The sequence below is a fragment of the Streptomyces sp. NBC_00224 genome, from assembly GCF_041435195.1.
Lineage (GTDB): Bacteria > Actinomycetota > Actinomycetes > Streptomycetales > Streptomycetaceae > Streptomyces.
This window is the reverse complement of sequence record NZ_CP108106.1, coordinates 5,694,820-5,715,193: the sequence shown is the minus strand read 5'-3', so window position 1 is coordinate 5,715,193 and position 20,374 is coordinate 5,694,820. Positions and strand designations below refer to the sequence as shown.

General features: G+C 71.2%; 22 protein-coding genes. 12 read left to right on the top strand and 10 right to left on the bottom strand.

The window, feature by feature from the left end; translation table 11 throughout:
- Positions 1–151 precede the first annotated feature (151 nt).
- On the bottom strand, positions 152–1,381 hold the full coding sequence (ilvA, locus tag OG965_RS25605; protein ID WP_371654395.1) for a threonine ammonia-lyase: 1,230 nt from the start codon (positions 1,379–1,381) through the stop codon (positions 152–154).
- Between the two features lie 155 nt (positions 1,382–1,536).
- On the opposite strand from ilvA, the gene OG965_RS25600 reads away from it, so the two are divergent.
- Genes OG965_RS25600 through OG965_RS25590 form a run of 3 tightly spaced genes read left to right on the top strand, consistent with a single transcriptional unit; the run spans position 1,537 to position 2,814 of the window.
- The gene (locus OG965_RS25600) at positions 1,537–2,040 is read left to right on the top strand and encodes a MarR family winged helix-turn-helix transcriptional regulator (RefSeq protein WP_371654394.1); all 504 of its coding nucleotides are present in this window, start codon (positions 1,537–1,539) and stop codon (positions 2,038–2,040) included.
- Positions 2,041–2,071: 31 nt separating this feature from the next.
- Complete coding sequence (locus tag OG965_RS25595) at positions 2,072–2,566, top strand: sigma factor-like helix-turn-helix DNA-binding protein (protein WP_371654393.1); 495 nt, start codon at positions 2,072–2,074, stop codon at positions 2,564–2,566.
- A complete protein-coding gene (locus tag OG965_RS25590; protein ID WP_371654392.1) occupies positions 2,563–2,814 on the top strand; it encodes a hypothetical protein in 252 nt (83 codons plus the stop codon). The genes OG965_RS25595 and OG965_RS25590 overlap by 4 nt, the downstream gene beginning before the upstream one ends.
- 66 nt (positions 2,815–2,880) lie before the next feature.
- Here OG965_RS25590 and OG965_RS25585 read toward each other — a convergent pair whose 3' ends face one another.
- Positions 2,881–4,035, bottom strand: a complete 1,155-nt coding sequence (locus tag OG965_RS25585; protein WP_371654391.1) for a cystathionine gamma-synthase — start codon at positions 4,033–4,035, stop codon at positions 2,881–2,883.
- 164 nt (positions 4,036–4,199) lie between these two features.
- Between OG965_RS25585 and OG965_RS25580 the strand changes: the two genes are divergently transcribed.
- Positions 4,200–5,306 (top strand): hypothetical protein, encoded by a 1,107-nt coding sequence (locus OG965_RS25580; protein WP_371654390.1) that lies wholly within the window; start codon positions 4,200–4,202, stop codon positions 5,304–5,306.
- A 274-nt stretch (positions 5,307–5,580) separates the two neighbouring features.
- Entirely contained in the window at positions 5,581–6,246 is a 666-nt protein-coding gene (msrA, locus tag OG965_RS25575; RefSeq protein ID WP_371654389.1) for a peptide-methionine (S)-S-oxide reductase MsrA, read from the top strand.
- A 14-nt stretch (positions 6,247–6,260) separates the two neighbouring features.
- Here msrA and OG965_RS25570 read toward each other — a convergent pair whose 3' ends face one another.
- A complete protein-coding gene (locus tag OG965_RS25570) occupies positions 6,261–6,974 on the bottom strand; it encodes a creatininase family protein (RefSeq protein ID WP_371654388.1) in 714 nt (237 codons plus the stop codon).
- Positions 6,975–7,134: 160 nt separating this feature from the next.
- Between OG965_RS25570 and OG965_RS25565 the strand changes: the two genes are divergently transcribed.
- The 4 genes from OG965_RS25565 (at position 7,135) to OG965_RS25550 (ending at position 9,160) form a co-directional block, all read left to right on the top strand.
- Positions 7,135–7,344 carry a hypothetical protein gene (locus OG965_RS25565; RefSeq protein WP_371654387.1) on the top strand — a complete coding sequence of 70 codons (210 nt, stop codon included), beginning with the start codon at positions 7,135–7,137 and terminating at the stop codon, positions 7,342–7,344.
- Positions 7,328–7,843, top strand: coding sequence for a DUF6879 family protein (locus OG965_RS25560; RefSeq protein ID WP_371654386.1), 516 nt, complete (start codon positions 7,328–7,330; stop codon positions 7,841–7,843). The genes OG965_RS25565 and OG965_RS25560 overlap by 17 nt, the downstream gene beginning before the upstream one ends.
- The gene (locus OG965_RS25555) at positions 7,840–8,679 is read left to right on the top strand and encodes a helix-turn-helix domain-containing protein (protein WP_371654385.1); all 840 of its coding nucleotides are present in this window, start codon (positions 7,840–7,842) and stop codon (positions 8,677–8,679) included. The genes OG965_RS25560 and OG965_RS25555 overlap by 4 nt, the downstream gene beginning before the upstream one ends.
- 265 nt (positions 8,680–8,944) lie before the next feature.
- Positions 8,945–9,160, top strand: coding sequence for a hypothetical protein (locus OG965_RS25550; protein ID WP_371654384.1), 216 nt, complete (start codon positions 8,945–8,947; stop codon positions 9,158–9,160).
- A gap of 49 nt (positions 9,161–9,209) precedes the next feature.
- On the opposite strand, the gene OG965_RS25545 is transcribed toward OG965_RS25550, so the two are convergent.
- Positions 9,210–10,379 carry an AAA family ATPase gene (locus tag OG965_RS25545; protein ID WP_371654383.1) on the bottom strand — a complete coding sequence of 390 codons (1,170 nt, stop codon included), beginning with the start codon at positions 10,377–10,379 and terminating at the stop codon, positions 9,210–9,212.
- Between the two features lie 165 nt (positions 10,380–10,544).
- Between OG965_RS25545 and OG965_RS25540 the strand changes: the two genes are divergently transcribed.
- Complete coding sequence (locus OG965_RS25540; protein WP_371657058.1) at positions 10,545–12,182, top strand: hypothetical protein; 1,638 nt, start codon at positions 10,545–10,547, stop codon at positions 12,180–12,182.
- A 244-nt stretch (positions 12,183–12,426) separates the two neighbouring features.
- Here OG965_RS25540 and OG965_RS25535 read toward each other — a convergent pair whose 3' ends face one another.
- Together OG965_RS25535 and OG965_RS25530 are read right to left on the bottom strand one after the other, a co-directional pair.
- Positions 12,427–12,783, bottom strand: coding sequence for a DUF1330 domain-containing protein (locus OG965_RS25535; RefSeq protein WP_371654382.1), 357 nt, complete (start codon positions 12,781–12,783; stop codon positions 12,427–12,429).
- A 107-nt stretch (positions 12,784–12,890) separates the two neighbouring features.
- Entirely contained in the window at positions 12,891–13,928 is a 1,038-nt protein-coding gene (locus tag OG965_RS25530) for an NAD(P)-dependent alcohol dehydrogenase (RefSeq protein WP_371654381.1), read from the bottom strand.
- A gap of 163 nt (positions 13,929–14,091) precedes the next feature.
- On the opposite strand from OG965_RS25530, the gene OG965_RS25525 reads away from it, so the two are divergent.
- The gene (locus OG965_RS25525; protein ID WP_371654380.1) at positions 14,092–14,994 is read left to right on the top strand and encodes a helix-turn-helix domain-containing protein; all 903 of its coding nucleotides are present in this window, start codon (positions 14,092–14,094) and stop codon (positions 14,992–14,994) included.
- A 75-nt stretch (positions 14,995–15,069) separates the two neighbouring features.
- On the opposite strand, the gene OG965_RS25520 is transcribed toward OG965_RS25525, so the two are convergent.
- Both OG965_RS25520 and OG965_RS25515 read right to left on the bottom strand, forming a co-directional pair.
- Entirely contained in the window at positions 15,070–16,335 is a 1,266-nt protein-coding gene (locus OG965_RS25520) for an Ig-like domain-containing protein (protein WP_371654379.1), read from the bottom strand.
- Between the two features lie 125 nt (positions 16,336–16,460).
- Complete coding sequence (locus OG965_RS25515; RefSeq protein WP_371654378.1) at positions 16,461–16,811, bottom strand: hypothetical protein; 351 nt, start codon at positions 16,809–16,811, stop codon at positions 16,461–16,463.
- A 109-nt stretch (positions 16,812–16,920) separates the two neighbouring features.
- Here OG965_RS25515 and OG965_RS25510 point away from each other — a divergent pair, with 109 nt between their 5' ends.
- The gene (locus tag OG965_RS25510; protein ID WP_371654377.1) at positions 16,921–17,196 is read left to right on the top strand and encodes a hypothetical protein; all 276 of its coding nucleotides are present in this window, start codon (positions 16,921–16,923) and stop codon (positions 17,194–17,196) included.
- A 68-nt stretch (positions 17,197–17,264) separates the two neighbouring features.
- Here OG965_RS25510 and hutH read toward each other — a convergent pair whose 3' ends face one another.
- Both hutH and OG965_RS25500 read right to left on the bottom strand, forming a co-directional pair.
- Complete coding sequence (hutH, locus tag OG965_RS25505; protein WP_371657057.1) at positions 17,265–18,806, bottom strand: histidine ammonia-lyase; 1,542 nt, start codon at positions 18,804–18,806, stop codon at positions 17,265–17,267.
- A gap of 411 nt (positions 18,807–19,217) precedes the next feature.
- Positions 19,218–20,372 carry a diguanylate cyclase domain-containing protein gene (locus OG965_RS25500; RefSeq protein ID WP_371654376.1) on the bottom strand — a complete coding sequence of 385 codons (1,155 nt, stop codon included), beginning with the start codon at positions 20,370–20,372 and terminating at the stop codon, positions 19,218–19,220.
- Between the last annotated feature and the right edge of the window lie 2 nt (positions 20,373–20,374).

The window sequence follows — 20,374 nt, the reverse complement described above, 5'->3', positions numbered from 1 at the left end:
ACCCCCAGAGTTGGGTGTCGTTTCGTACACAAATCCTAGGTTTGCCGGGCATGCGACGCCCGGTGGAGCTGTGGCGCGGAACACAGGCTAACGCGATGTATCGCGTTTACTCAAGGGGTGCGACGACGTCGGCTGCGCGGGCGCGCGGGCGTCAGGAGATGACCTGGTACCCCTCCTCCCGCAGCGCCGCCCCGACCTCCAGGCAGTGCTCCGGCCCCTTCGTCTCCAGGTGCAACTCCACCTCCACTTCCGTGAGTCCGAGCCGCGGATCGGTCCGTACGTGGCTCACATCGAGGACGTTAGCGTCGACCACTGACAATGACCTGAGAAGCGCCGCGAGCGCCCCCGGCCGGTCCGGCAGGCGCAGCCGCAGGCTCAGATAGCGCCCGGCCGCCGCCATCCCGTGCCGCAGGATCCGCTGGAGCAGCACCGGGTCCACGTTGCCGCCCGACAGCACCGCCACCACCGGCCCCCGGAACGCCCCCGGATCGCTCAGCAGCGCCGCCACCGGGCTCGCCCCGGCGGGCTCCACGACCAGCTTGGCCCGCTCCATGCAGAGCAGCAGCGCGCTCGACAGATCGTCCTCGGAGACCGTGCGGATCCCGTCCACCAGCTCCTTGATCAGCGCGAACGGCACGTCCCCCGGCCGCCCCACCTTGATCCCGTCGGCCATCGTCGGCGCCGGGTCGATCGCGATGGGGTGCCCGGCGGCCAGCGAGGGCGGATACGAGGCCGAGGCCGCCGCCTGCACGCCGATCACCTTCACATCGGGGCGGACCGCCTTCACCGCGACCGCGATGCCCGCCGCCAGACCCCCGCCGCCGACCCCGACGAGGATCGTGCGCACCTCCGGGCACTGCTCCAGGATCTCCAGGCCGACCGTGCCCTGGCCCGCGATGATGTCCGGGTGGTCGAAGGGGTGGATGAAGACCGCGCCCGTCTCGCGCGCGTACGCCTCGGCGGCCGCCAGCGTCTCGTCGACGACCGTGCCGTGCAGGATGACCTCGGCCCCGTACTCCCGGGTCGCGGCGACCTTGGGCAGGGGCGCGCCGACCGGCATGAACACCGTGGAGCGCACGCCGAGGAGCGAGGACGCCAGCGCCACGCCCTGCGCGTGGTTGCCCGCGCTGGCCGCCACCACCCCGGCCGCCTTCTCCTCGGGGCGCAGCCCGGCGATCCGTACGTAGGCGCCCCTGAGCTTGAAGGAACCGGTGCGCTGGAGGTTCTCGCACTTGAGGTGGACCGGGGCGCCGACCAGCTGCGACAGATGCCGGGACCCTTCCATCGCGGTCATCCTGGCGACCCCCGAGAGCATCTTCTGCGCGCCTCGGACGTCATCGAGGATCAGGGGACGAAAGGGGTCAGGCGTACTGAAGCTCATGACCGCAAGTCTCGCAGCTCATGGGCTTGGCGGCCGCTCCGCACCGGATCCTCCCGGCAGTTGTCCACAGCTTTGCGCAGGGCCGGTACGCGTACCGGCCCGGCCGCGTACTCTGTCCCCCACCACACCGACCGCCGCACGAGAGAGCCCCGGCCATGCCCACTACTCAGGACATGACTTCCCATCTCGACCCAGGTCTCCTCGATGCCCTCCAGCACCAGGTGGCCATCTTCGCGCGCCGCGCGGAGCAGACCCGTCTCGGCGGCGTCGGCCAGGTCCGCAACTCGATGGACCGCGCGGCGTATCTGCTGCTCAACAGGCTCGACCAGGAAGGCCCGATGGGCGTCAAGGCGCTCGCCGCCGGCATGGGCATCGACTCGTCGACCGTCACCCGCCAGGTCGCCCCGCTCGTCGACACGGGCCTGGTGAAACGGACCTCGCACCCGGAGGACGGCCGCGCGGTCGTGCTCCAGCTGTCCCCGCGCGGCCAGACCCGCCTCGAAGAGGTGCGCTCCTCGCGCCGCGAGCTCATGGCGCAGGTGACGGACGGCTGGAGCGAGGAGGAACGCGAGTCCTTCTGCACCCTCCTGACCCGCTTCAACTCCGCTCTGTCGGCCCGGCAGTCGGCCGCCCAGGACCCGGTGGCGCCGACCTCTTGACCTGCCGCGCGCACGGGCTTCATATGAGGCCATGCGCGAGCGGCAGTCGGAACGGCAGCGCCGCAGCGCCCGCGAGTTCGAGGCGTTCGTGGCGGGCGCGGGGGGCCGGCTGCTGCATGCGGCCACCCTGCTCACCGGCGAGCCGCCCGAGCACAACGAGCGGGCCCGGCGCCTGCTGACCGCCGCCCTGGCGCGGACGTACGCGCACTGGGCCCCCGAGCGCGGCGAGGACCCGTACGACCGCACCCGCCAGGAGCTGGCGGCCAGGTTCGCGAGCACCGCCTGGCGCTACCACCGCCGTCGCGACCGGGCGACGGGCGTCCTGGCCCGGCTCACCCCGCAGGAACGGCTCGTCCTGGTGCTGCGGCTGTACGAGGGCGTCGCCGAGGAGCAGGTCGCCGCGCTGATCGGCCTGCCGTCCGAGCGGGTCCGGGTGATCTGCACGCGCGCGATCGCGACGATGCGCAGCACCCCGGCGGGCCCCCGGCACCCGCGCCCGCGGACGACCGCGGAGGGGGTGTCATGAGCCTGCCCGACCGCAAGGAGGCGGAGGTCCGCCGCCTCCTGGAGGGCCCGTACCCGCCGGTACCGGCCGAACTCGCCGTACGCGCCGCCGAGTCGGGCCTGCGGCTGCTGCGCCGCCGCCGGGCCGCGCGGCGGCTGATGTGGCTGGTGATCGTGGCGGCGGCGGTCGTCTTCGCGGTGTGGGCCTCGCGGGTGCATCCGTGGGTGGCGCCGCCGTCGACGGTGGCGCCACCGGTGGAGGGTTTCTGAGGTGTTCCAAGGGGTTCTGAGGGGTGCCGAGGGTCCCGGGAGCCTCGGAACCCCCACCCCGAACCGTCAGCCCAGCGCCTGCTGGAGGTCGGCCAGCAGGTCGTCCACGTTCTCGATGCCGACCGACAGACGCACCAGGTCGCCCGGCACCTCCAGGGCGGACCCGGCGACGCTGGCGTGCGTCATCCGGCCCGGGTGCTCGATCAGCGACTCGACGCCGCCCAGCGACTCACCGAGCGTGAAGACCTTGGTGCCGGCGCACAGGTCGACCGCCTCCTGCTCACCGCCGGTGACCCGGAAGGAGATCATGCCGCCGAAGGCGCGCATCTGCTTGGCCGCGACCTCGTGGCCGGGGTGCTCGGGCAGCCCCGGGTAGAGCACCTGCGACACCTTGGGGTGGCGGGTCAGCATCTCCGCGATCTTCCCGGCGTTCTCGCTGTGCCGGTCCATACGGACGGGCAGCGTCTTGATGCCGCGCAGCACCAGCCAGGAGTCGAACGGCCCGGCGACCGCGCCCATCGCGTTCTGGTGGTACGCCAACTCCTCGCCCAGCTCGGTCGAGTTGGTGACGAGCGCGCCGCCCACGACGTCCGAGTGACCGCCCATGTACTTCGTCAGGGAGTGCACGACGACGTCCGCGCCGAGCGCGAGCGGCTGCTGGAGGTAGGGGCTCGCGAAGGTGTTGTCGACGACCAGCTTGGCCCCGGCGTCCTTGGCGACCGCCGCGACGGCCGCGATGTCGGTGATGCCGAGCAGCGGGTTCGAGGGCGTCTCGACCCAGATGGCCTTCGTACGGTCGGTGACCGCGGCCCGTACGGACGCCGGGTCGGAGGTGTCGGCGACCGACCACTCCACACCCCACCGGGAGACGACCTTGGCGAAGAGGCGGAACGTACCGCCGTACGCGTCGTTGGGGATGACCACGTGGTCGCCGGGCGCCAGCAGCGTACGCAGCAGGCAGTCCTCGGCGGCCAGGCCGGACGCGAAGGCGAGCCCGCGGACACCGCCCTCCAGCGCCGCCAGGTTCTCTTCCAGTGCGGTACGCGTCGGGTTGGCGCTGCGGCTGTACTCGTAGCCGCCGCGCAGCCCGCCGACGCCGTCCTGCTTGTAGGTGGAGACCTGGTAGATCGGGGGTACGACCGCGCCGGTCAGCGGATCCGCGGTGTTACCGGCGTGGATCGCGATGGTCTCGAAGCTCTTGTCGAGGTGCTCGTGGCTCATGGGTCCAGAGCCTAGTTCGCCGGTGGCGGGGGTGTACGTCCTCGCCGGTTTCTGAGATCCGGGTCGCCGTTCGGTGAGACGGCGGCGGGCGATTCTCCGGGCACCCGGGCCCCGGCCGGTGCCCGGGTTGGCCAGATGTCAGTGGGGTCTGGTTCGCTTGAGGCATGGAGATTCTCTGGATCCTGATCGCCGCGTGCATGCTGACCATGGCCCTGGGCCCGTGGGTGATGCGGCGCCGCCGGGCCGGCATCCAGCTGGCCGAGCCGGGCTCGCCCGACGCGGCGGACCCGGCGGAGTACGGCTTCGCGCGCCAGGAGGAGCTGGACGTACGGCTGCCGGGCCCGGACCAGGACCTCCTTGACGTACTGAACGTGGTGCAGGCCACCCAGGAGTGGCGGGCCGCGGCGCAGCTGCTCGCGGGCACGCCCAAGGAGGGCGAGGTGCGCTGGCAGCGCGTCCAGGCCTTCGCGGGCGCGGCCTCGCTGGAGCTGTCGCAGCGCCCCGGCGTCGGCGGCGCCTGGCTGCGCAAGTGGCGCTCGGAGGCCCCCAAGGACGCGGGCGCGGCGCAGGTGCACGCGGAGTTCCTGGTCCAGCAGGCATGGCGCTCGTCGTCGGCCGGGCAGGACGACTTCCGGATCATCCTGGAGGAGGCCCGCGCGGTCTGTACGGAGGCGGCGCTGCTGGCCCCGGGCGACCCGGTCCCGTACATCATCGAACTGGCGGTGGCACGCGGACTCGGCTACCCCCACCCGGAGTTCGAGCAGCTCTGGGCCAAGGTGATCGACCGCGCCCCGAACCACATGGGGGCGCACCTGTCCGCCCTCCACTACTGGTGCGAGAAGTGGCACGGCTCGCGCACGCTCGCGGACGAGTTCGCGACGTCGGCGGCGGCGCGGGCCCCGCACGGCTCGCTGCTGGCCGCGCTGCCGCTGTTCGCGGTGTACGAGCACATGCCCGACATCGTCCTGGTCACGGACTTCCACCGCACGATGGTGGTGAGCCGCGCCCTGGAGGGCGCCCTGCACGCGGTCCACTCGGCCCGCCCCGACGACCCGGTCCTGGCCCACGTCCGCCATCTGCTGGCGTTCTTCCTGGTCCGCGCGGAGCGCTGGTCGGAGTCGATGGACCAGTTCGTCCACCTGGACGGCTTCGTGGGCGCCCTGCCGTGGACGCTGTCCCAGGACCCGGCCGCGGAGTACGCGATATACCGCGCGCTGGCGGTGGCGGGGTACGAGGCGAACGGGGGCAACCCGGCGACGCTGCCGCGCTGAGGGCGGAGCCTGGGGCGTTCGGGGTGGGGCTCGGGGGCTTGCGGGGTGGAGCCGGGGGCTTGCGGAGTGGAGCCGGGGGCTTGCGGAGTGGAGCCGGGGGCTTGCGGGGTGGGGCCCGGGGGCTTGCGGGGTGGGGCCCGGGGGCTTGCGGGGTGAGGCCCGGGGGCTTGCGGGGTGAGGCCGCTGGGAATCCGGCCCCGCCCCGAAACGTTGCAAAGGGTGGACCCGAACCGTCGCCGCCGCCGCGCCGCCACCCTGGCCGAGGAGCCCCAGCATGTTCCTGAACAGCCGCACGCCCGTCCTCCCCAAGCCCGAGGAGGCCCTCAAGGGCCGCCCCGAGCCGGAATTCACCGTCCCCGACCGCCACACGGTCCTGGGCAACCCGCTGCTCGGCCCCTACCCCGAGGGCCTGGAGATCGCGGACTTCGGCCTGGGCTGCTTCTGGGGCGCCGAGCGCAAGTTCTGGCAGACGGAGGGCGTCTGGACGACCCTGGTCGGCTACCAGGGCGGCTACACGCAGAACCCCACGTACGACGAGGTCTGCTCGGGCCTGACGGGCCACACGGAAGCGGTCCGCGTGGTCTACGACCCGTCGGTCGTCCCGTACTCCACCCTCCTGAAGCTCTTCTGGGAATCCCACAACCCCACGCAGGGCTTCCGCCAGGGCAACGACGTGGGCACCCAGTACCGCTCCGCGATCTACACCCACACCGCCCCCCAGGCCTCGGCGGCGACCGCGTCCCGCGAGTCCTACCAGAAGGTCCTGACGGCCTCGGGCCACAACGAGATCACGACGACGATCCTGCCGGCGGAGGGACGCGCCTTCTACCCGGCCGAGGCTTATCACCAGCAGTACCTCGACAAGAACCCTGGCGGGTACTGCGGGATCGGGGGGACTGGGGTTTCGTGCCCGATCGGGGTGGCGCGGGCGGAGGGTTGAGCGGGGGCCACAGGTCAGCGGCGGCCGATAACGGCAAGGTGAGCGCGGGCGGACTCCGAGAAGCTGTCCAAGATCGCCTTGCCCTTGGCCGCGCTCGCCAGGGACGGCTGGCCGATGATGCCGTTCGTCGTGTATCCGGCCATGCCCAGGGTCAGCAGATGAGGACGGCTCGGGGCTGCGTGGTCGTCCTGCTCAATGCCTTCGCGTACGAGGTGGGGTGCGCCGTACAAAAGGAGCGAGACCTCGAACTCTCCGCCGTGCATGTCCTCCGCTCCGGTGCTCTCCAGCCCGGCGTCAGCGCGGGCGCGGACTCGGTCCTCCGAGACGGGGAACAGGGCGACTCGCGGGCCGTCGACGTTGAGTTCCTGGGCGACGTTGGACAGGACGTAGTTGCCGCCGTGGCCGTTGACGACGAGCAGACCGGGAACGCCTGATGCCTTCAGTGAGCGCCAGATGTCGTTGACCATCGCGTACAGCGTCGCTGCGCTGATGCTGACCGTGCCTGCCATCGACGCGTGCTCGTGGGAGCAGGAGATCGTGATCGGTGGCAAGAGGAAGAGATCGTGATCGTCCGCGATCCGCTTCGCGATCAGGCAGGCGATCGCCGTGTCCGTGATCAGTGGGAGATGGTCGCCGTGCTGCTCGAAGCTGCCCACGGGGAGGACGGCGACGGCCGGTCCCCTGTTGCGCTCGTCTGCGGACGTCGCCTGCGTGATCAGTTCGTCCATGCCCCCAGCTTCCCTCATCGTCTGGGGTCCGACCCATGCGTGCGATACGGGTTTATGCCAAGACGCGCATAGTCACGTCCGCGCATGGACGGCCGTGCCCGCCCCTCGTACCGTCGTGGTGAACAGGCCCAACCAGGGTCCCAGCACAGGGGGTTTGGCAATGGCGCGTGAAGAACTGACCCGGCTCACCGGCAACGGGAACGGCGGGCCGTGCGGAGAAGAGGACTGCCCGAATGTCTACCGCACCGCCTCCGGATCCATCGTCGTCCAGGGCGACCTCTCCCAAGCGTTCACGCCACCGGTCGGGGAAGGGCTCGTAGAGATCCCGGAAGAGGTACTGCGGGAGGCCGTGCGTGCTCTTGGATGGTGATGAGTGGCGGGCAATGTTCCGCGACTTCCGCACGGAAGCCTGGCGACTCGAAACACTTCCGCAATACCTGATGCCACAGGAAGAGGCAGAGATCCAGGCATTCAGGGATGGCAAGCGAATCGACCCTCAGTCCTACAGGTCCAGCTACACCGAGCGAATCAAGAAGCAGCGCGCGGAAGGCAGGATGAACCGACGCGTCCGTATCCTTACTCGTCCGCTCTCCGAGTATCTGCGGTTTGAGTTCTCTCGATACTACGAGCCTCACGTGTTGGCCGGAGAGGATATCCGCATCCTTGATGTGACCGACCGAGAGAACCCATTGGTCGACGTTCAGGATTTCTGGCTCTTCGATCGATCTACGGTCGTGCTCATGAACTACGAGCCGGATGGCAAGCAGATCAGTCGCCAACTGTACGAGGGCGATCCCGCGCCGTTCATCGAGTACCATCGCATCGCGGTAGCCGAGTCGGCGCCCTTCTCGGAGTACGTGAGCGGGTGACGTTCGAGCCTGAACAGCTTGGCCAGTCCACAGAAGAGTTGGCGGCGACGCTGAAAGGACTGCGTAAAGCGGCCGGCCTCTCCGGGGACCGGCTTGCCAAGCGCATGAATATCTCTCAGTCCAAGGTGAGCCGGATCGAGAACGCCAGGGTGCGACCGTCCATCGTGGACGTAGAGCAGTATCTGAGAAGCGTTGACGCTCCACCGGAAGCAATCGACCGGGCCATGTCCCTGGCTCGGCTCGCAAACACCGAGTGGCGGAACCTGCGAAGTCTGCGACGCGCAGGGCTGGGGACTCGGCAGGCGGAGCTGAAGGCGCTGGAAGCCTCCTCCGGGCACATGCGGTACTTCCTGCTGTCACTGATCACCGGCCTACTTGCTACTCCGGAATACGTCCGGGCCAGCTTGGCCCATTCACCAGCCGATACCAGCAAGGCTCTCGCGGGAAAATTGGAGCGCCAGCAGATTCTCTATGACACGTCGAAACGGTTTACGTTCATCCTGACCGAGCAAGCCGTACGGTTCCCGCTTGTCGCCCCTCACGCCATGGCCGTACAGATTGACCGGCTGACCTCACTTACTCACCTGCCGAATGTGCGGCTGGGAGTCATCCCTGTCGGTACACACACGCCAGGACTCCCATTGAATACGTTCACTATCTATGACGACAGAATGGTCACGGCCGAGCTGACCACTGGATCAATAGTTTTCAGGGACGCACGGGATATCAGGACCTATCTCGACGAGTTCGCCCGATACGAAGAGCGAGCCCTCTTTGATGAAGCGGCCAGGGGGAAGTTGCGGGCGTGGTCGGCGGCTTGCCGTGCTGATCTTTAGTCCACAACATGAATGAAGCTGGGCTGCCGTTATGGCCGGGTGGATCATTGCCGTGTCAGAGAGAACGGCGGGGAGGCCACATGAAGACGCAGCAACCACAGAGATACGGACTGACGGAACTACCGGCCGAGCCCTCTGCCGTACCCGGCTGTTCCCATTGCCTGTCCTGCGTGGTCGCGCGAGAGAATGCGCGCTCACGGGGTGACTGCAGCGCAGTCTCCGACCGCAATGTGGAGTTGCGTCAGCATCGAGAGGCGGCGCACTGATGGAGATGCATGAATGGCGCGGCGGCTGGGACCGGGCCGAGGAGGCCACCCAGGCATTGAAGGTGGCCCTTGAGGGGCTCGGGGTGCCCGAGGGGCAGACCATTCGGCTGCGGCCCACCGTGAGTGGCAGGGGCACACCTTGGGTGGACATCGGTATGGTCCCGGCACACGTGGCCGTGAGGATCGCGGAAGCCGTCGCGGCCGGGGCGCCTTGAGCGTTCCGGGCGCGTTGCTTCCCGCCCGCCGCCGGGTGAGTCCCCCTGCTCACCTCTTCGGCCAATGCCAAAGCGGCTCGTCCAGCATTCCCTGGCCCTCCACCACCGTGCGGCCGAACTCCTTCACCAGCTCTATGACGTTCGCCCGGGGCGACAGGGCCTGGGCGAGGGGACGGGCGTGGGTGACCACCACCAGCTGGGTGTGGGCCGCCGCCGTACGGATCAGGTCGGCCAAGGGTGCCAGGAGGTCCGGGTGCAGGCTCGTCTCCGGCTCGTTGAGGACCATCAGGGCCGGCGGGCGCGGGGTCAGCAGCGCGGCCACCCAGAGCAGATAGCGCAGGGTGCCGTCGGAGAGCTCCGCCGCCGTCAGGGGGCGGAGCAACCCGTGCTGGCGGAGCCGGAGTTCCAGACGGCCGCCCACCAGGTCGATCTCCACCCGGCTGCCGGGGAACGCCGCGTCCACCGCCCCGTCCAGCGCCTCCCGGTCCCCGATCTCCCGGATCGTCTGGAGCGCGGCGGCGAGGTCCGCGCCGTCGCCGCTCAGGACCGGGGTACGGGTGCCGATGTGCGTCCCGCGCGCGGGCGCGTGCGCGTCGGTGCGCACGTGGTCGTAGAAGCGCCAGGCGCGGATCTGCTCGCGCACCGCCAGCACGTCCGGCGCCCGCTGCGGGTCGGCCAGTTCGCCCAGCATCGAGTCGTACGGCCGGATCTCGCCCGACGAGCGGTGCCAAGTGCCGTCCGCCGCACGCATCTTCACCGCCGGGCCCGCCCGTTCGGAGAGCACCGCCGCCGGGCGCAGCACCGGGCCGCGCCAGATCGCCTCGCGCTTGATTTCCGGGTCGAGCGTGAAGAGGGAGGCGGGGTCGCCCGCCGCGCCCCCGGGGTGCCCGAAGTCCACCGCGTAACCGAACTCGTCCCCCGCGAACCCGAGCCGCAGGCTCACCGGTTCGGTGCGCACCGTGCCCTGGAGCGGGCGCAGTCCCTCGCGGACCGCGTGGCTCGCCTTCTCCGGGCCCGCCCACAGCGTCGACGGCAGCCCGCCCTCGCGCGCGAGAGCGGCGACCGCACCCCCGCGCGCGGAGTCCGCGAGCAGCCGCAGCGCCCGGTACAGGGACGATTTGCCGGTGCCGTTGGCGCCCGTCACCACGTTGAGGCGGTCGAGGGGCACGACGAGGTGCCGCAGCGACCGGTAGTTCTCGACGGCGAGTGTGGTGATCATGCCTTTGAGCGTAGGGAGGGGGTCTGACAATCGCCCGCTGTGTTGCGTCGCCGGGCCCGCTTTAGGGTGGGCCGGGTGGGCATCAGCCAGGACCTGCGGACCGACACCGCCAGCGACATAGCCGTCTCGCCACTGCGCGGGAGGTGGCTGCGACCGCGGTGGCGCGTGCCCGCGGTCGCGACGCTGACAGTCCTTCCGCTGTACGCGGTGTGGGCGCTCGTCCTCGCGACCGGCGGCGGCGACCTCGCGGCCCAGCTCGCCTGGGCCGGCTTCGCGGCCCGGCACCCGGGGTCCGCGTACAACCTGTCCTGGTACGGCGGCACGCACACCGCCAACTACAGCCTGCTGACGCCGTGGCTGATGGCGGCGTTCGGGGTACGCACGGTGTCGGTGGTGGCGGGTGTCTCCAGTACGTGGCTGATGGCGCTGCTCTTCGTACGGGCGGAGGGTGCGCGGGGCGGGCGGCTCGGGGGCGACGGGGCGTGGCGGGGGGTGTCGCCCGCGCTGCTCGCGGCGGCGGCGCTGTGGTGCAACGTCGTGTCGGGGCGTACGACGTTCGCGGTGGGGATCGCGTTCGCGCTTGCGGCCTGTCTGCTGGTGCAGGGGCCGATGGGGGCGGTCGGGCCGGACCGAATGGAGAGCGCTGCTCTCGGTGATGGGTCGGTGCGCCGCTCCAGAACCAGACTGCTGCTCGCATGCGTGAGCACTGCTCTCGCCACCATGGCCAGCCCCGTCGCCGGACTCTTCCTGCTCGTCGTCGGCGCCGCGTACGGTCTGGACCGGCAGTGGCGCAAGGCCGCCGCCCTGAGCGTGCCGCCGTGTGTGATCGTCGCGGCCACCACCCTCCTCTTCCCCTTCGGGGGCGAACAGCCCATGCAGCTGGGCAAGCTGTGGCTGCCGCTCGGCGTCTGCGCCGCGCTGCTGCTGGCCGCGCCCGCGTCCCGTACGTGGCGGGTGGTCCGCGCCGGGTCCGCCGTGTACGCGGTGGGCGTCGTCCTCACGTACGTCGTCGCCTCACCGATCGGCTCGAACGTGGAGCGGCTCGTCGGGCTTGCCGGGCCGCCCGTCCTGCTCGCCGCGCTCCTCGCGCCCGGGCTCGACAGGACGCGGCGGGTCGTGCTGGCCGTGGTGCTGCTCATCTCCGTCAACTGGCTGCGCGACAAGACGCTCGACGACACCGGGGTCTCCACCGTCACGCCCGCGTGGGCGTCGCATACCGACGGGCTCGTCGGTGAGCTGCGTCGGCTCGGAGCCGACCGGACCCGCGTCGAAGTGGTCCCCGCGCGCAATCACCGCGAGGCCGCGGTGCTCGGCGCGGACGTCAACAACGCGCGTGGGTGGAACCGGCAGTTGGACGTGGAGCGCGGGCGTCTCTTCTACGACGGGTCGTTCTCGCCGGCCGCGTACCGGGCCTGGCTCGACCGTTGGGCCGTCGGCCTCGTCGCCCTCCACGACGGGCTGCCGGACGGGCCCGCCACGGCCGAGGCCGCGCTCGTGCGCAGCGGGCCGCCGTGGCTGGAGCGGGTGTGGGGGGACGCGCACTGGACCGTGTACCGGGTACGGGATGCGGTGCCGCTGGTGTCCGCGCCGGGGGTGGTGGTGCGGGGGGATGACGCTCAGCTGGTCGTCCGGATGCCGGGGGCGGGGTCTGCGACGGTCCGGATCGCCTATTCGCCCTGGCTGCGGGCGGATGGGGGGGCGTGCGTGGCGCGCGACGGGGAGTGGACCCGGCTCACGGTGCCGCGGGCGGGGGTGTACCGCTTGGATTCGGCTTACCGGTGGCCCCGCGGGGGCGGATGTTGAGGGCGGTGCGGGTTCGGGGGGCGGTGACTTCGAGTGCGGGTTGTCTGTGGCTGACGCGCAGTTCCCCGCCGATCCCTCCGGGGGGCGGTGGATACGGGTGCGGGTTGTCTGTAGCTGGTCGCGCAGTTCCCCGCGCCCCCAAACCCCCGGTCGCCTGCGGACCGTGCGTGGCTGGTCTCGCCGTTCCCCGCGCCCCTCAAAGCCACCACGGTGGAGCCGCACAACGGCACAAGCCCCGCGCCCCCTAGACGCCGGACGCCTGTGCCTCCCTGAAGCGCCTCGCCGTCTGCGCCGCCTCGTAGTCCGGGTCCACCCCGTCCACTAGGACCAGGTCGCCCGGGATGTGGTCCGTGCGGAGGGGGAGGAGTTCCTGGTACGCGGGGGACTCGTACCAGGAACGGGCCTCCGCCATCCCCGGGAAGGCGACCATGACCACGGCGCCCGGCCAGGCGCCCTCGCGTACCTCCACCGTCGTCCCGTGGACCAGGAACCGGCCGCCGAAGGGGGCCAGCGTGTCCTGGACGCGCTCCATGTAGACGAAGACCTCCTCGGGGACGGGGCCTTCGGTGGGGTGCAGGTGGGCTATGGCGTCAGCGGTCATGACAGCCTCCGGGTCAACGATTGCCGTTGGGATGCCTTGATCCTGCCGGGGGCGGTGGGGGTGGTCGATTACCCGGCGGGTAATCGACCACCCCCACCGCCAACCCGTCAGATCGTCGCCGTGTCGATCACGAACCGGTACCGCACATCGCTCGCCAGCACCCGCTCGTACGCCTCGTTCACCTGGTCCGCGCGGATCAGCTCGATCTCCGAGCCCAGGCCGTGCTCGGCGCAGAAGTCCAGCATTTCCTGGGTCTCCGCGATGCCGCCGATCATCGAACCGGCCAGGATCTTGTTGCCGCCGATGAGGCCGAACATGTTGAGCGCGTTGGGCTCCTCGGGGGCGCCGACGTTCACCAGGGCGCCGCCGGGCTTCAGGAGACCGAGGTAGGCGCCGAGGTCCAGCGGGGCCGAGACCGTGGAGACGATCAGGTCGAGGGAGCCCGCGAGCTGCTCGAAGGTCTTCGGGTCGCTGGTGGCGTGGAAGTGGTCGGCGCCCAGCTTCAGGCCGTCCTCCTGCTTGCGCAGCGTCTGGCTGAGCACGGTCACCTCGGCGCCGAGCGCGTGCGCGATCTTGACGCCCATGTGGCCGAGGCCGCCGAGGCCCAGGATCGCGACCTTCTTGCCGGGGCCCGCCTGCCAGCGCTTGAGCGGCGAGTAGAGGGTGATTCCGGCGCAGAGGAGCGGCGCCGCCACGTCCAGGGAAAGGGCGTCGGGGATGCGGACCGCGAAGCGCTCGGAGACGACGACGTGGGTGGAGTAGCCGCCGTAGGTGGGCTCGCCGTCCCGGCCGACGGCGTTGTACGTGCCGACGGCCTGGGCGCAGAACTGCTCCTGCCCGGCCACGCACTGCGCGCACTCGCCGCAGGAGTCGACGAAGCAGCCGACGCCGACCCGGTCGCCGACGGAGTACTTGGTGACGCCGGAGCCCACCTCGGTGACCACACCGGCGATCTCGTGGCCCGGGACCATCGGGAAGATGGCCTCGCCCCAGCCCTCGCGGGCCTGGTGGATGTCGGAGTGGCAGATGCCGGCGTACTTGATCTCGATCAGGATGTCGTGCGTGCCGACGGCGCGGCGCTCGATGGTGGTGCGCTCCAGCGGGGCCTTGGCGGCGGGGGCGGCGTAGGCGGCGACGGTGGTCATTGCCTTGACTCCTCGGGATTGTCGGGTACGCCGTCCACGGTGCCGCAGCCGCCGCCCGCCACCCAGCCCCCTGGCCTTCGTACGTCCGCCGTGCGTACGCCTGCCGTGCGTACTACTGACAGGGTCAGGCTCACGGTCGTACGACGGCGGATACTGGGTTGTCATGGACCAGCGTGCCGAACTCAGCGAATTCCTCCGCTCCCGCCGGGCCCGGCTCAAGCCCGGGGACGTGGGCCTGCCCGACTTCGGGCGGCACCGCCGGGTGCCCGGGCTGCGCCGGGAGGAGCTGGCCCAGCTGGCCGGGGTGTCGGTCGCGTACTACACGCGTCTGGAGCAGGGGAACGGGCAGAACGTGTCGGCCGAGGTGCTCGACGCGATCGCCCGGGCGCTGCGGCTGACCGACGCCGAGCAGCAGCACCTCACCCACCTGGCCAAGCCGACGGCGACAAAGAAGAAGAAGGCCGGGCGGCAGGCGGCGGTGCGGCCGCAGTTGCACCATCTGATCGACTCGATGGAGGCGGTCCCGGCGTACATCCTGGGCCGCCGGCTCGACCTGCTCGCCTGGAACCGGATGGCCGCCGCCCTGATCGGCGACTTCGTCGAACTCCCGGCGGAGGAGCGGAACTTCGCCCGCCATGTCTTCCTCGACCCGACCGCCCGCGAGCGGTACATCGACTGGCAGGACAAGGCGGCCGAGGTGGTGGGCGTGCTGCGGCTGTGCGCGGGCTGCTACCCGGACGACCCGCTGCTCACGGCGCTGGTGGGCGAGCTCTCGGTGAAGAGCGACGAGTTCCGTACGCTGTGGGCCGCCCACACCGTCCGCCAGAAGGGCCACGGCACCAAGCGGCTCCACCACCCGGTGGTGGGCGAGCTGACGCTGTCGTACGAGACGCTGAAGCTGCCCGAGGAGCACGACCTGTCGCTCGTGACGTACTACGCGGAGCCGGGCTCGCCCTCGGCGGACTCGCTGCGGCTGCTCGCGAGCTGGGCCGCCGCCCCGGATCCGGACCCCTCCGGTCCCGGCGGCCGCCCGGCCCCCGTCACACCGCCGACGCGCTCCCAGTGATCGTCACGACCGCCGTGAGAACGCGAACGGCCGCACCCGGGGCTCCGGGTGCGGCCGCTGTCGCGCGCTGGGGGATCAGACCGCGGAGCCCGCCTTCCACGCCGCCCAGCCCATGTTCCAGTCGCTGAAGCCGTTGTCGGGCGAGATGGTCTTGTCGCCGGTGTTCTTGACGACGACCACGTCACCGACGATGGAGTGCTCGTAGAACCAGGAACCCGCGGTGCCCGCGTCGCCCGCACCCTTGGTGTCGGAGAGGCCGACGCAGCCGTGGCTGGTGTTGGCGCTGCCGAAGATGGACTTGGCGCCCCAGTAGTTGCCGTGGATGAACGTGCCGGAGGCGGAGAGCCGCATCGCGTGCGGGACGTCCTTGATGTCGTACTCGCCCTTGCCGTCGCCGTCCGTGAAGCCGACGGTGGCGCCGTTCATCCGGGTCTCCTTGAACTTCTCGGAGATCACCATGGTGCCGTTGTACGTCTTGTGGTCGGGCGCGCCCGCCGAGATCGGGATCGTCTTGACGGTCTTGCCGTCCTGCGTGACGGTCATCTGGTGGGTCTGGGCGTCGACCGTGGAGACCTGGTTGCGCCCGATCTTGAAGGTGACCGTCTTCTCCTGGACGCCGGTGACGCCCGACTTGGCCTCGACACCGTCCAGGTCGAGCTTCATGGTGACGGTCGAGCCGGACTTCCAGTAGTCCTGCGGGCGGAAGTCCAGGCGCTGCGCGCCGAACCAGTGCCCGACGACCTCCTGGCCGCTGCTGGAGGTCACCGTGATGTGGGACTGGACGTCCTTCTTGTTGGTGATCGCCTTGTCGAAGGTCACCGACACGGGCATGCCCACGCCGACCGTGGAGCCGGACTCCGGCGTGAAGTTGCCGACGAAGCTGTTGGCGGGCGAGACGGTCGCGAACGAGGCGTTCTCGTGCGCCTCGCGGCCCTTCGCGTCCTGCGCGGTCGCCGTGATCTTGTACTTGGCGGAGCGCTTCAGCTGCTTGTCCGGCACCCAGCTCAGCCCGTCCGCGGATATCTTGCCCGCGACCGGCGTGCCCTCGACGGACGTCATGACGACCGAGGTCAGCTTGCCGTCGGCGACGGAGACCTTGGTGTCGTTGTTGATGCCGACGTTGTCGGCGCCGTTCTTGGGCGTGATGGTGATCTTCGCGTCGGAGGTGTCCTTCTCGGCCGCCTTGTCGACCTCGGACTGCGACGACTTCGAGGCGTCGGCACCCTTGTCCTTGCCGCCGCCGTCGTTGCAGGCCGACAGCAGCAGTACGCCACCGAGCACCGCGGACGCGGCGACGAGACTCTTGCGCCGCTTACTCTCCGTTATCACACGCTTCTCCATCGTTGCCGGTCTCCCCCAAGCCATCGACTGAACAACATAGCCACTGAGGCTGTGGTTCCTTTTGCGGAGGAGGTGTGGGAAACACCACCCGGGCCGGACAAACCGGCCCCGTGGCTCCTCGGACGTCACGGCCTCGGGCCGTCGTCTCCGTCCTCCTCGTCGCTCTCATCTTCCTCGTCGAGGTCCCAGACCTCGTCGTCGGGGTCGTACTCGATCTCCTCGCTGCTCCAGGAGGCCTGCGCGAGCTCGACCCCCGGCACCTCGGCGACCAGGTCGAAGGGGTCGACCAGATACGCCAGGGCCTCCGCCTCGTCTTCCCGCACAGCGGACTGCGCATGCGCGCGTTCCTGGTCCGGAAGGAGCTCGTCCGCCGCGATGCGCTCCAGGGCCGCGCCGGTCAGCGCCTCCGGGTCGTCGATCTCCAGTACCAAATCCACCCGGAGGCGGACATAGCGCGGTGTCTCTTCTGCCGTCATGCGTCGGAGCGTAGGGCTCGGGACCTCCGCGACTTTCCTGCGACCCGCTGCTTTCACTAGCATCGGCACACACCACCAATTCGCCGTATCCACAAGGGGGATCGACTAGGTGTCCGTCGCTCGCCGGCCTCTGCTCACCGCCACCGCGGCGGGCTCGCTGCTCTGCGCTCTGTGGTTCGTCCCGTCAGCCAACGCCACGGACGGGAAGCCACCGTCGGCCCCGGCCCGTTCGACGGCCGCCGCTCCGGGCACCCAGGCGGATCTCGCCCTCGCCGACACGGGCACCGTGGACACGTCCCCGTACCTGTTCGGCGGCACGCTCTTCCTGGGCGTGGGGGCCGGGTTCGTCGCCTTCTCGGTGCGGCGGGCGCGGCAGCGGTACTGACGTACGCGTACGTACGCGAAGGGGCGCCCGGGAACTTCCCGGGCGCCCCTTCGCGTACCGCGTGTGGGTCAGGCCAGCGGGCCGGTCACCGGCTCCACCGCCGCGACCAGCTGCCCGCTGCGGACGAACGCGTCGGCGGCGGCCAGGTCGGGGGCGAGGAAGCGGTCCGGGCCGGGCCCGCCGACGCCGGCTTCGCGGGCGGCCTTGATGGCGGCCTGGGAGGCGGGCGCGGCGGTGAGGCCGTGGCGCAGCTCGATGCCCCGGGTCGCCGCGTACATCTCGACGGCGATGATCCGGGTCAGGTTGTCGATCGCGGTGCGCAGCTTGCGGGCGGCCGACCAGCCCATGGAGACGTGGTCCTCCTGCATCGCCGAGGACGGGATGGAGTCGGCGGAGGCGGGCACGGCCAGCCGCTTCATCTCGCTGACCAGGGCGGCCTGCGTGTACTGGGCGATCATCAGACCGGAGTCGACGCCGGCGTCGTCCGCGAGGAACGGCGGCAGGCCGTGCGAGCGGTTCTTGTCGAGCAGACGGTCGGTGCGGCGCTCGGCGATGGAGCCGAGGTCGGCGGCGGCGATCGCCAGGAAGTCCAGGACGTAGGCGACCGGGGCGCCGTGGAAGTTGCCGTTGGACTCCACGCGCCCGTCCGGCAGGACGACCGGGTTGTCGACGGCCGAGGCGAGCTCGCGCTCGGCGACGGTCAGGGCGTACGCCATGGTGTCGCGGCCCGCGCCGGCGACCTGGGGGGCGCAGCGCACCGAGTACGCGTCCTGGACGCGCGGGGCCTCGTCCTGCTGGAAGTGCCCGGTCAGGCCCGAACCCTTCAGCACGGCCAGCATGTTGGCGGCGGAGGCGCCCTGGCCGGGGTGCGGGCGGATGGCGTGCAGCTCGGGCGCGAGCACCTTGGCGGTGCCGAGCAGCGCCTCCAGCGAGAGGGCCGCGGTGATGTCGGCGGAGGTGTAGAGCTTCTTGAGGTCGGCGAGGGCCATGATCAGCATGCCGAGCATGCCGTCGGTGCCGTTGAGGAGGGCCAGGCCCTCCTTCTCGCGCAGCTCGACGGGCTCGATGCCGGCCTCGGCGAGCAGCTCGCCCGCGGGCCGTACGACACCGTCGGGGCCCTCGGCGTCGCCCTCGCCCATCAGGGTCATGGCACAGTGCGAGAGCGGCGCGAGGTCGCCGGAGCAGCCGAGCGAGCCGTACTCGTGGACGACCGGGGTGATGCCGGCGTTCAGGATGTCCGCCATCGTCCGCGCCACGGAGGGGCGTACGCCGGTGTGGCCGGAGGCGACGGTCTTCAGCCGCAGGAACATCAGCGCGCGCACGACCTCGCGCTCCACGCGCGGGCCCATGCCCGCGGCGTGCGAGCGCACGATGTTGCGCTGGAGCTGAGCGCGCAGGTCCGGGCTGATGTGCCGGCTGGCGAGGGCGCCGAAGCCGGTGGAGACGCCGTACACGGGCTCCGGCTTGGCGGCGAGCGCGTCGACGATCGCTCGGGCCCTGGCGAGGGCGTCGAGTGCTTCGGCCGACAGCTCGACCCGGGCGCCCTGACGGGCGACGGCGACGACGTCCTCCGGGGTCGTCCCGGACGTCCCCACCACGACAGTGTGCATATCCATATTCAGCAGCGTACGGATTGAATCGGCGCGTGTCACTAGTGGAGTGCGGGTCCCCCACCCCGCCCCGTTCCCTTAACCCTCCGGGGGTGGGTGGGGGTGGAGGCTCGTTTCCCGGGGGCTGCGCCCCCGGACCCCTGTTGCGGGGCCTGCGGCCCCTGCACCCCGCTACGGGGCTCCGCCCCGGGTCTCCGTTCGCCTGCGGGCCGACTGTGGCTGGTCGCGCAGTTCCCCGCGCCCCTAAAAGGGGCCCGCACCTCGCACTCCCGAGGGGCTGGAGATACCTAAGGGGCGCGGGGAACGGCGCGACCAGCCACACGCAGCCCGCAGACAAACACCGGGCCAAAAAGGGGCGCGGGGAACTGCGCGCTCAGCCCCCACCCACCCGCAGACAAACCCCGGGCCCCCCTACCCCCTCCCCCGGAACCGCCTCCGCTCCGCCCGTTCCGGCTGTGGCGTGTCCGCGAGTTGGATTACCGCTCCGTCCCGCCCCGCCACCACCGGCGTCGTCGAGCGGGCCGCCTTCGCCCGGTACTGGGCCGCGTCCGCGAGGCGGAACAGGCGGCGGGCCGAGCGGACCGGGCCGATGGGGTCGCCCGTGGAGGCGACCCCGCACGCCACGCCCTCGCCCAGTTCCAACTCGCCCGCCCGCAGGCACAGTTCGGACGCCACCCGGACGACGTCGTCCGGTGACGGGCCCACCGAGAGGAGGCAGAACTCGTCGCCGCCCAGGCGTGCCGCCAGCGCGCCCGGGAGCTTCGCGCCGCAGAGGGAGAGCACCGAGCCGAAGCGCTCAAGGAGCCGGTCGCCGACCGCGTGGCCCCGGGTGTCGTTGACCCGCTTGAGGCCGTTCAGGTCGCACACCACCAGGCTCACCACCGAGCCGTCCCTGCGGTGGCTCTCGACCGCCTCGTCCAGGCGTACGTCCACCGCCCTGCGGTTGGCCAGGCCCGTCAGCGGGTCGGTGAAGGCGAGGCGGCGGACCTCCTCCAGGCGTTCGGTCTGGGCGATCCCGGCCGCCGCCACCGACGCCAGGACGGTCGCGAAGTCCGCGTCGGACGCGTCGAAGACGGGCGCGCCCACCGGCCGGGCCACGTACAGCTCGCCCCACGCCCGCCCGTGCAGCACGATCGGCGCGACCACGCAGCAGCCGCGCCCGCGCCGCCGCAGCGCGGTGACCCGCTCGTGGCAGTAGCCCGCCGCGTCGCCGGGCCCCGCGGCCGTCTCCACCCAGGCGTTGGGCTCGCCCCCGCCGGCCCACCGCTCGTGCAGGAACTCGGTGATCTCGGGGAACTGGTGCACCGGATACGTCTCGTCCTCGGGGAACTCCTCCTCCCCCTCGGCCCGTTCGCCCGCGTTCACCAGGACCCGCAGCCGCCCGAGCTCCCGCTCCCACGTGGAGAGCGCGGCGAAGTTCCCGGCGAGCGCGTCCCGCGCGCCGAGCGCGGCCGCCCGCCAGGACTCGCGCGGGGTGTGGGCCGCCGCCATGGCCTGAGCCAGCGACACCACGGCCCGCAGCCGTACGTCCTCGGTCCCGCCGACACCCTCGCCCTCACCGCGCATCC

Excerpts from the sequence above, each read along its gene's own strand:
- ilvA (WP_371654395.1), bottom strand. The coding sequence starts at position 1,381 with ATGAGCTTCAGTACGCCTGACCCCTTTCGTCCCCTGATCCTCGATGAC.
- OG965_RS25600 (WP_371654394.1), top strand. The coding sequence starts at position 1,537 with ATGCCCACTACTCAGGACATGACTTCCCATCTCGACCCAGGTCTCCTC.
- OG965_RS25595 (WP_371654393.1), top strand. The coding sequence starts at position 2,072 with ATGCGCGAGCGGCAGTCGGAACGGCAGCGCCGCAGCGCCCGCGAGTTC.
- OG965_RS25590 (WP_371654392.1), top strand. The coding sequence starts at position 2,563 with ATGAGCCTGCCCGACCGCAAGGAGGCGGAGGTCCGCCGCCTCCTGGAG.
- OG965_RS25585 (WP_371654391.1), bottom strand. The coding sequence starts at position 4,035 with ATGAGCCACGAGCACCTCGACAAGAGCTTCGAGACCATCGCGATCCAC.
- OG965_RS25580 (WP_371654390.1), top strand. The coding sequence starts at position 4,200 with ATGGAGATTCTCTGGATCCTGATCGCCGCGTGCATGCTGACCATGGCC.
- msrA (WP_371654389.1), top strand. The coding sequence starts at position 5,581 with ATGTTCCTGAACAGCCGCACGCCCGTCCTCCCCAAGCCCGAGGAGGCC.
- OG965_RS25570 (WP_371654388.1), bottom strand. The coding sequence starts at position 6,974 with ATGGACGAACTGATCACGCAGGCGACGTCCGCAGACGAGCGCAACAGG.
- OG965_RS25565 (WP_371654387.1), top strand. The coding sequence starts at position 7,135 with ATGGCGCGTGAAGAACTGACCCGGCTCACCGGCAACGGGAACGGCGGG.
- OG965_RS25550 (WP_371654384.1), top strand. The coding sequence starts at position 8,945 with ATGGAGATGCATGAATGGCGCGGCGGCTGGGACCGGGCCGAGGAGGCC.
- OG965_RS25545 (WP_371654383.1), bottom strand. The coding sequence starts at position 10,379 with ATGATCACCACACTCGCCGTCGAGAACTACCGGTCGCTGCGGCACCTC.
- OG965_RS25535 (WP_371654382.1), bottom strand. The coding sequence starts at position 12,783 with ATGACCGCTGACGCCATAGCCCACCTGCACCCCACCGAAGGCCCCGTC.
- OG965_RS25530 (WP_371654381.1), bottom strand. The coding sequence starts at position 13,928 with ATGACCACCGTCGCCGCCTACGCCGCCCCCGCCGCCAAGGCCCCGCTG.
- OG965_RS25525 (WP_371654380.1), top strand. The coding sequence starts at position 14,092 with ATGGACCAGCGTGCCGAACTCAGCGAATTCCTCCGCTCCCGCCGGGCC.
- OG965_RS25520 (WP_371654379.1), bottom strand. The coding sequence starts at position 16,335 with ATGGAGAAGCGTGTGATAACGGAGAGTAAGCGGCGCAAGAGTCTCGTC.
- OG965_RS25515 (WP_371654378.1), bottom strand. The coding sequence starts at position 16,811 with ATGACGGCAGAAGAGACACCGCGCTATGTCCGCCTCCGGGTGGATTTG.
- hutH (WP_371657057.1), bottom strand. The coding sequence starts at position 18,806 with ATGCACACTGTCGTGGTGGGGACGTCCGGGACGACCCCGGAGGACGTC.
- OG965_RS25500 (WP_371654376.1), bottom strand. The coding sequence starts at position 20,372 with ATGCGCGGTGAGGGCGAGGGTGTCGGCGGGACCGAGGACGTACGGCTG.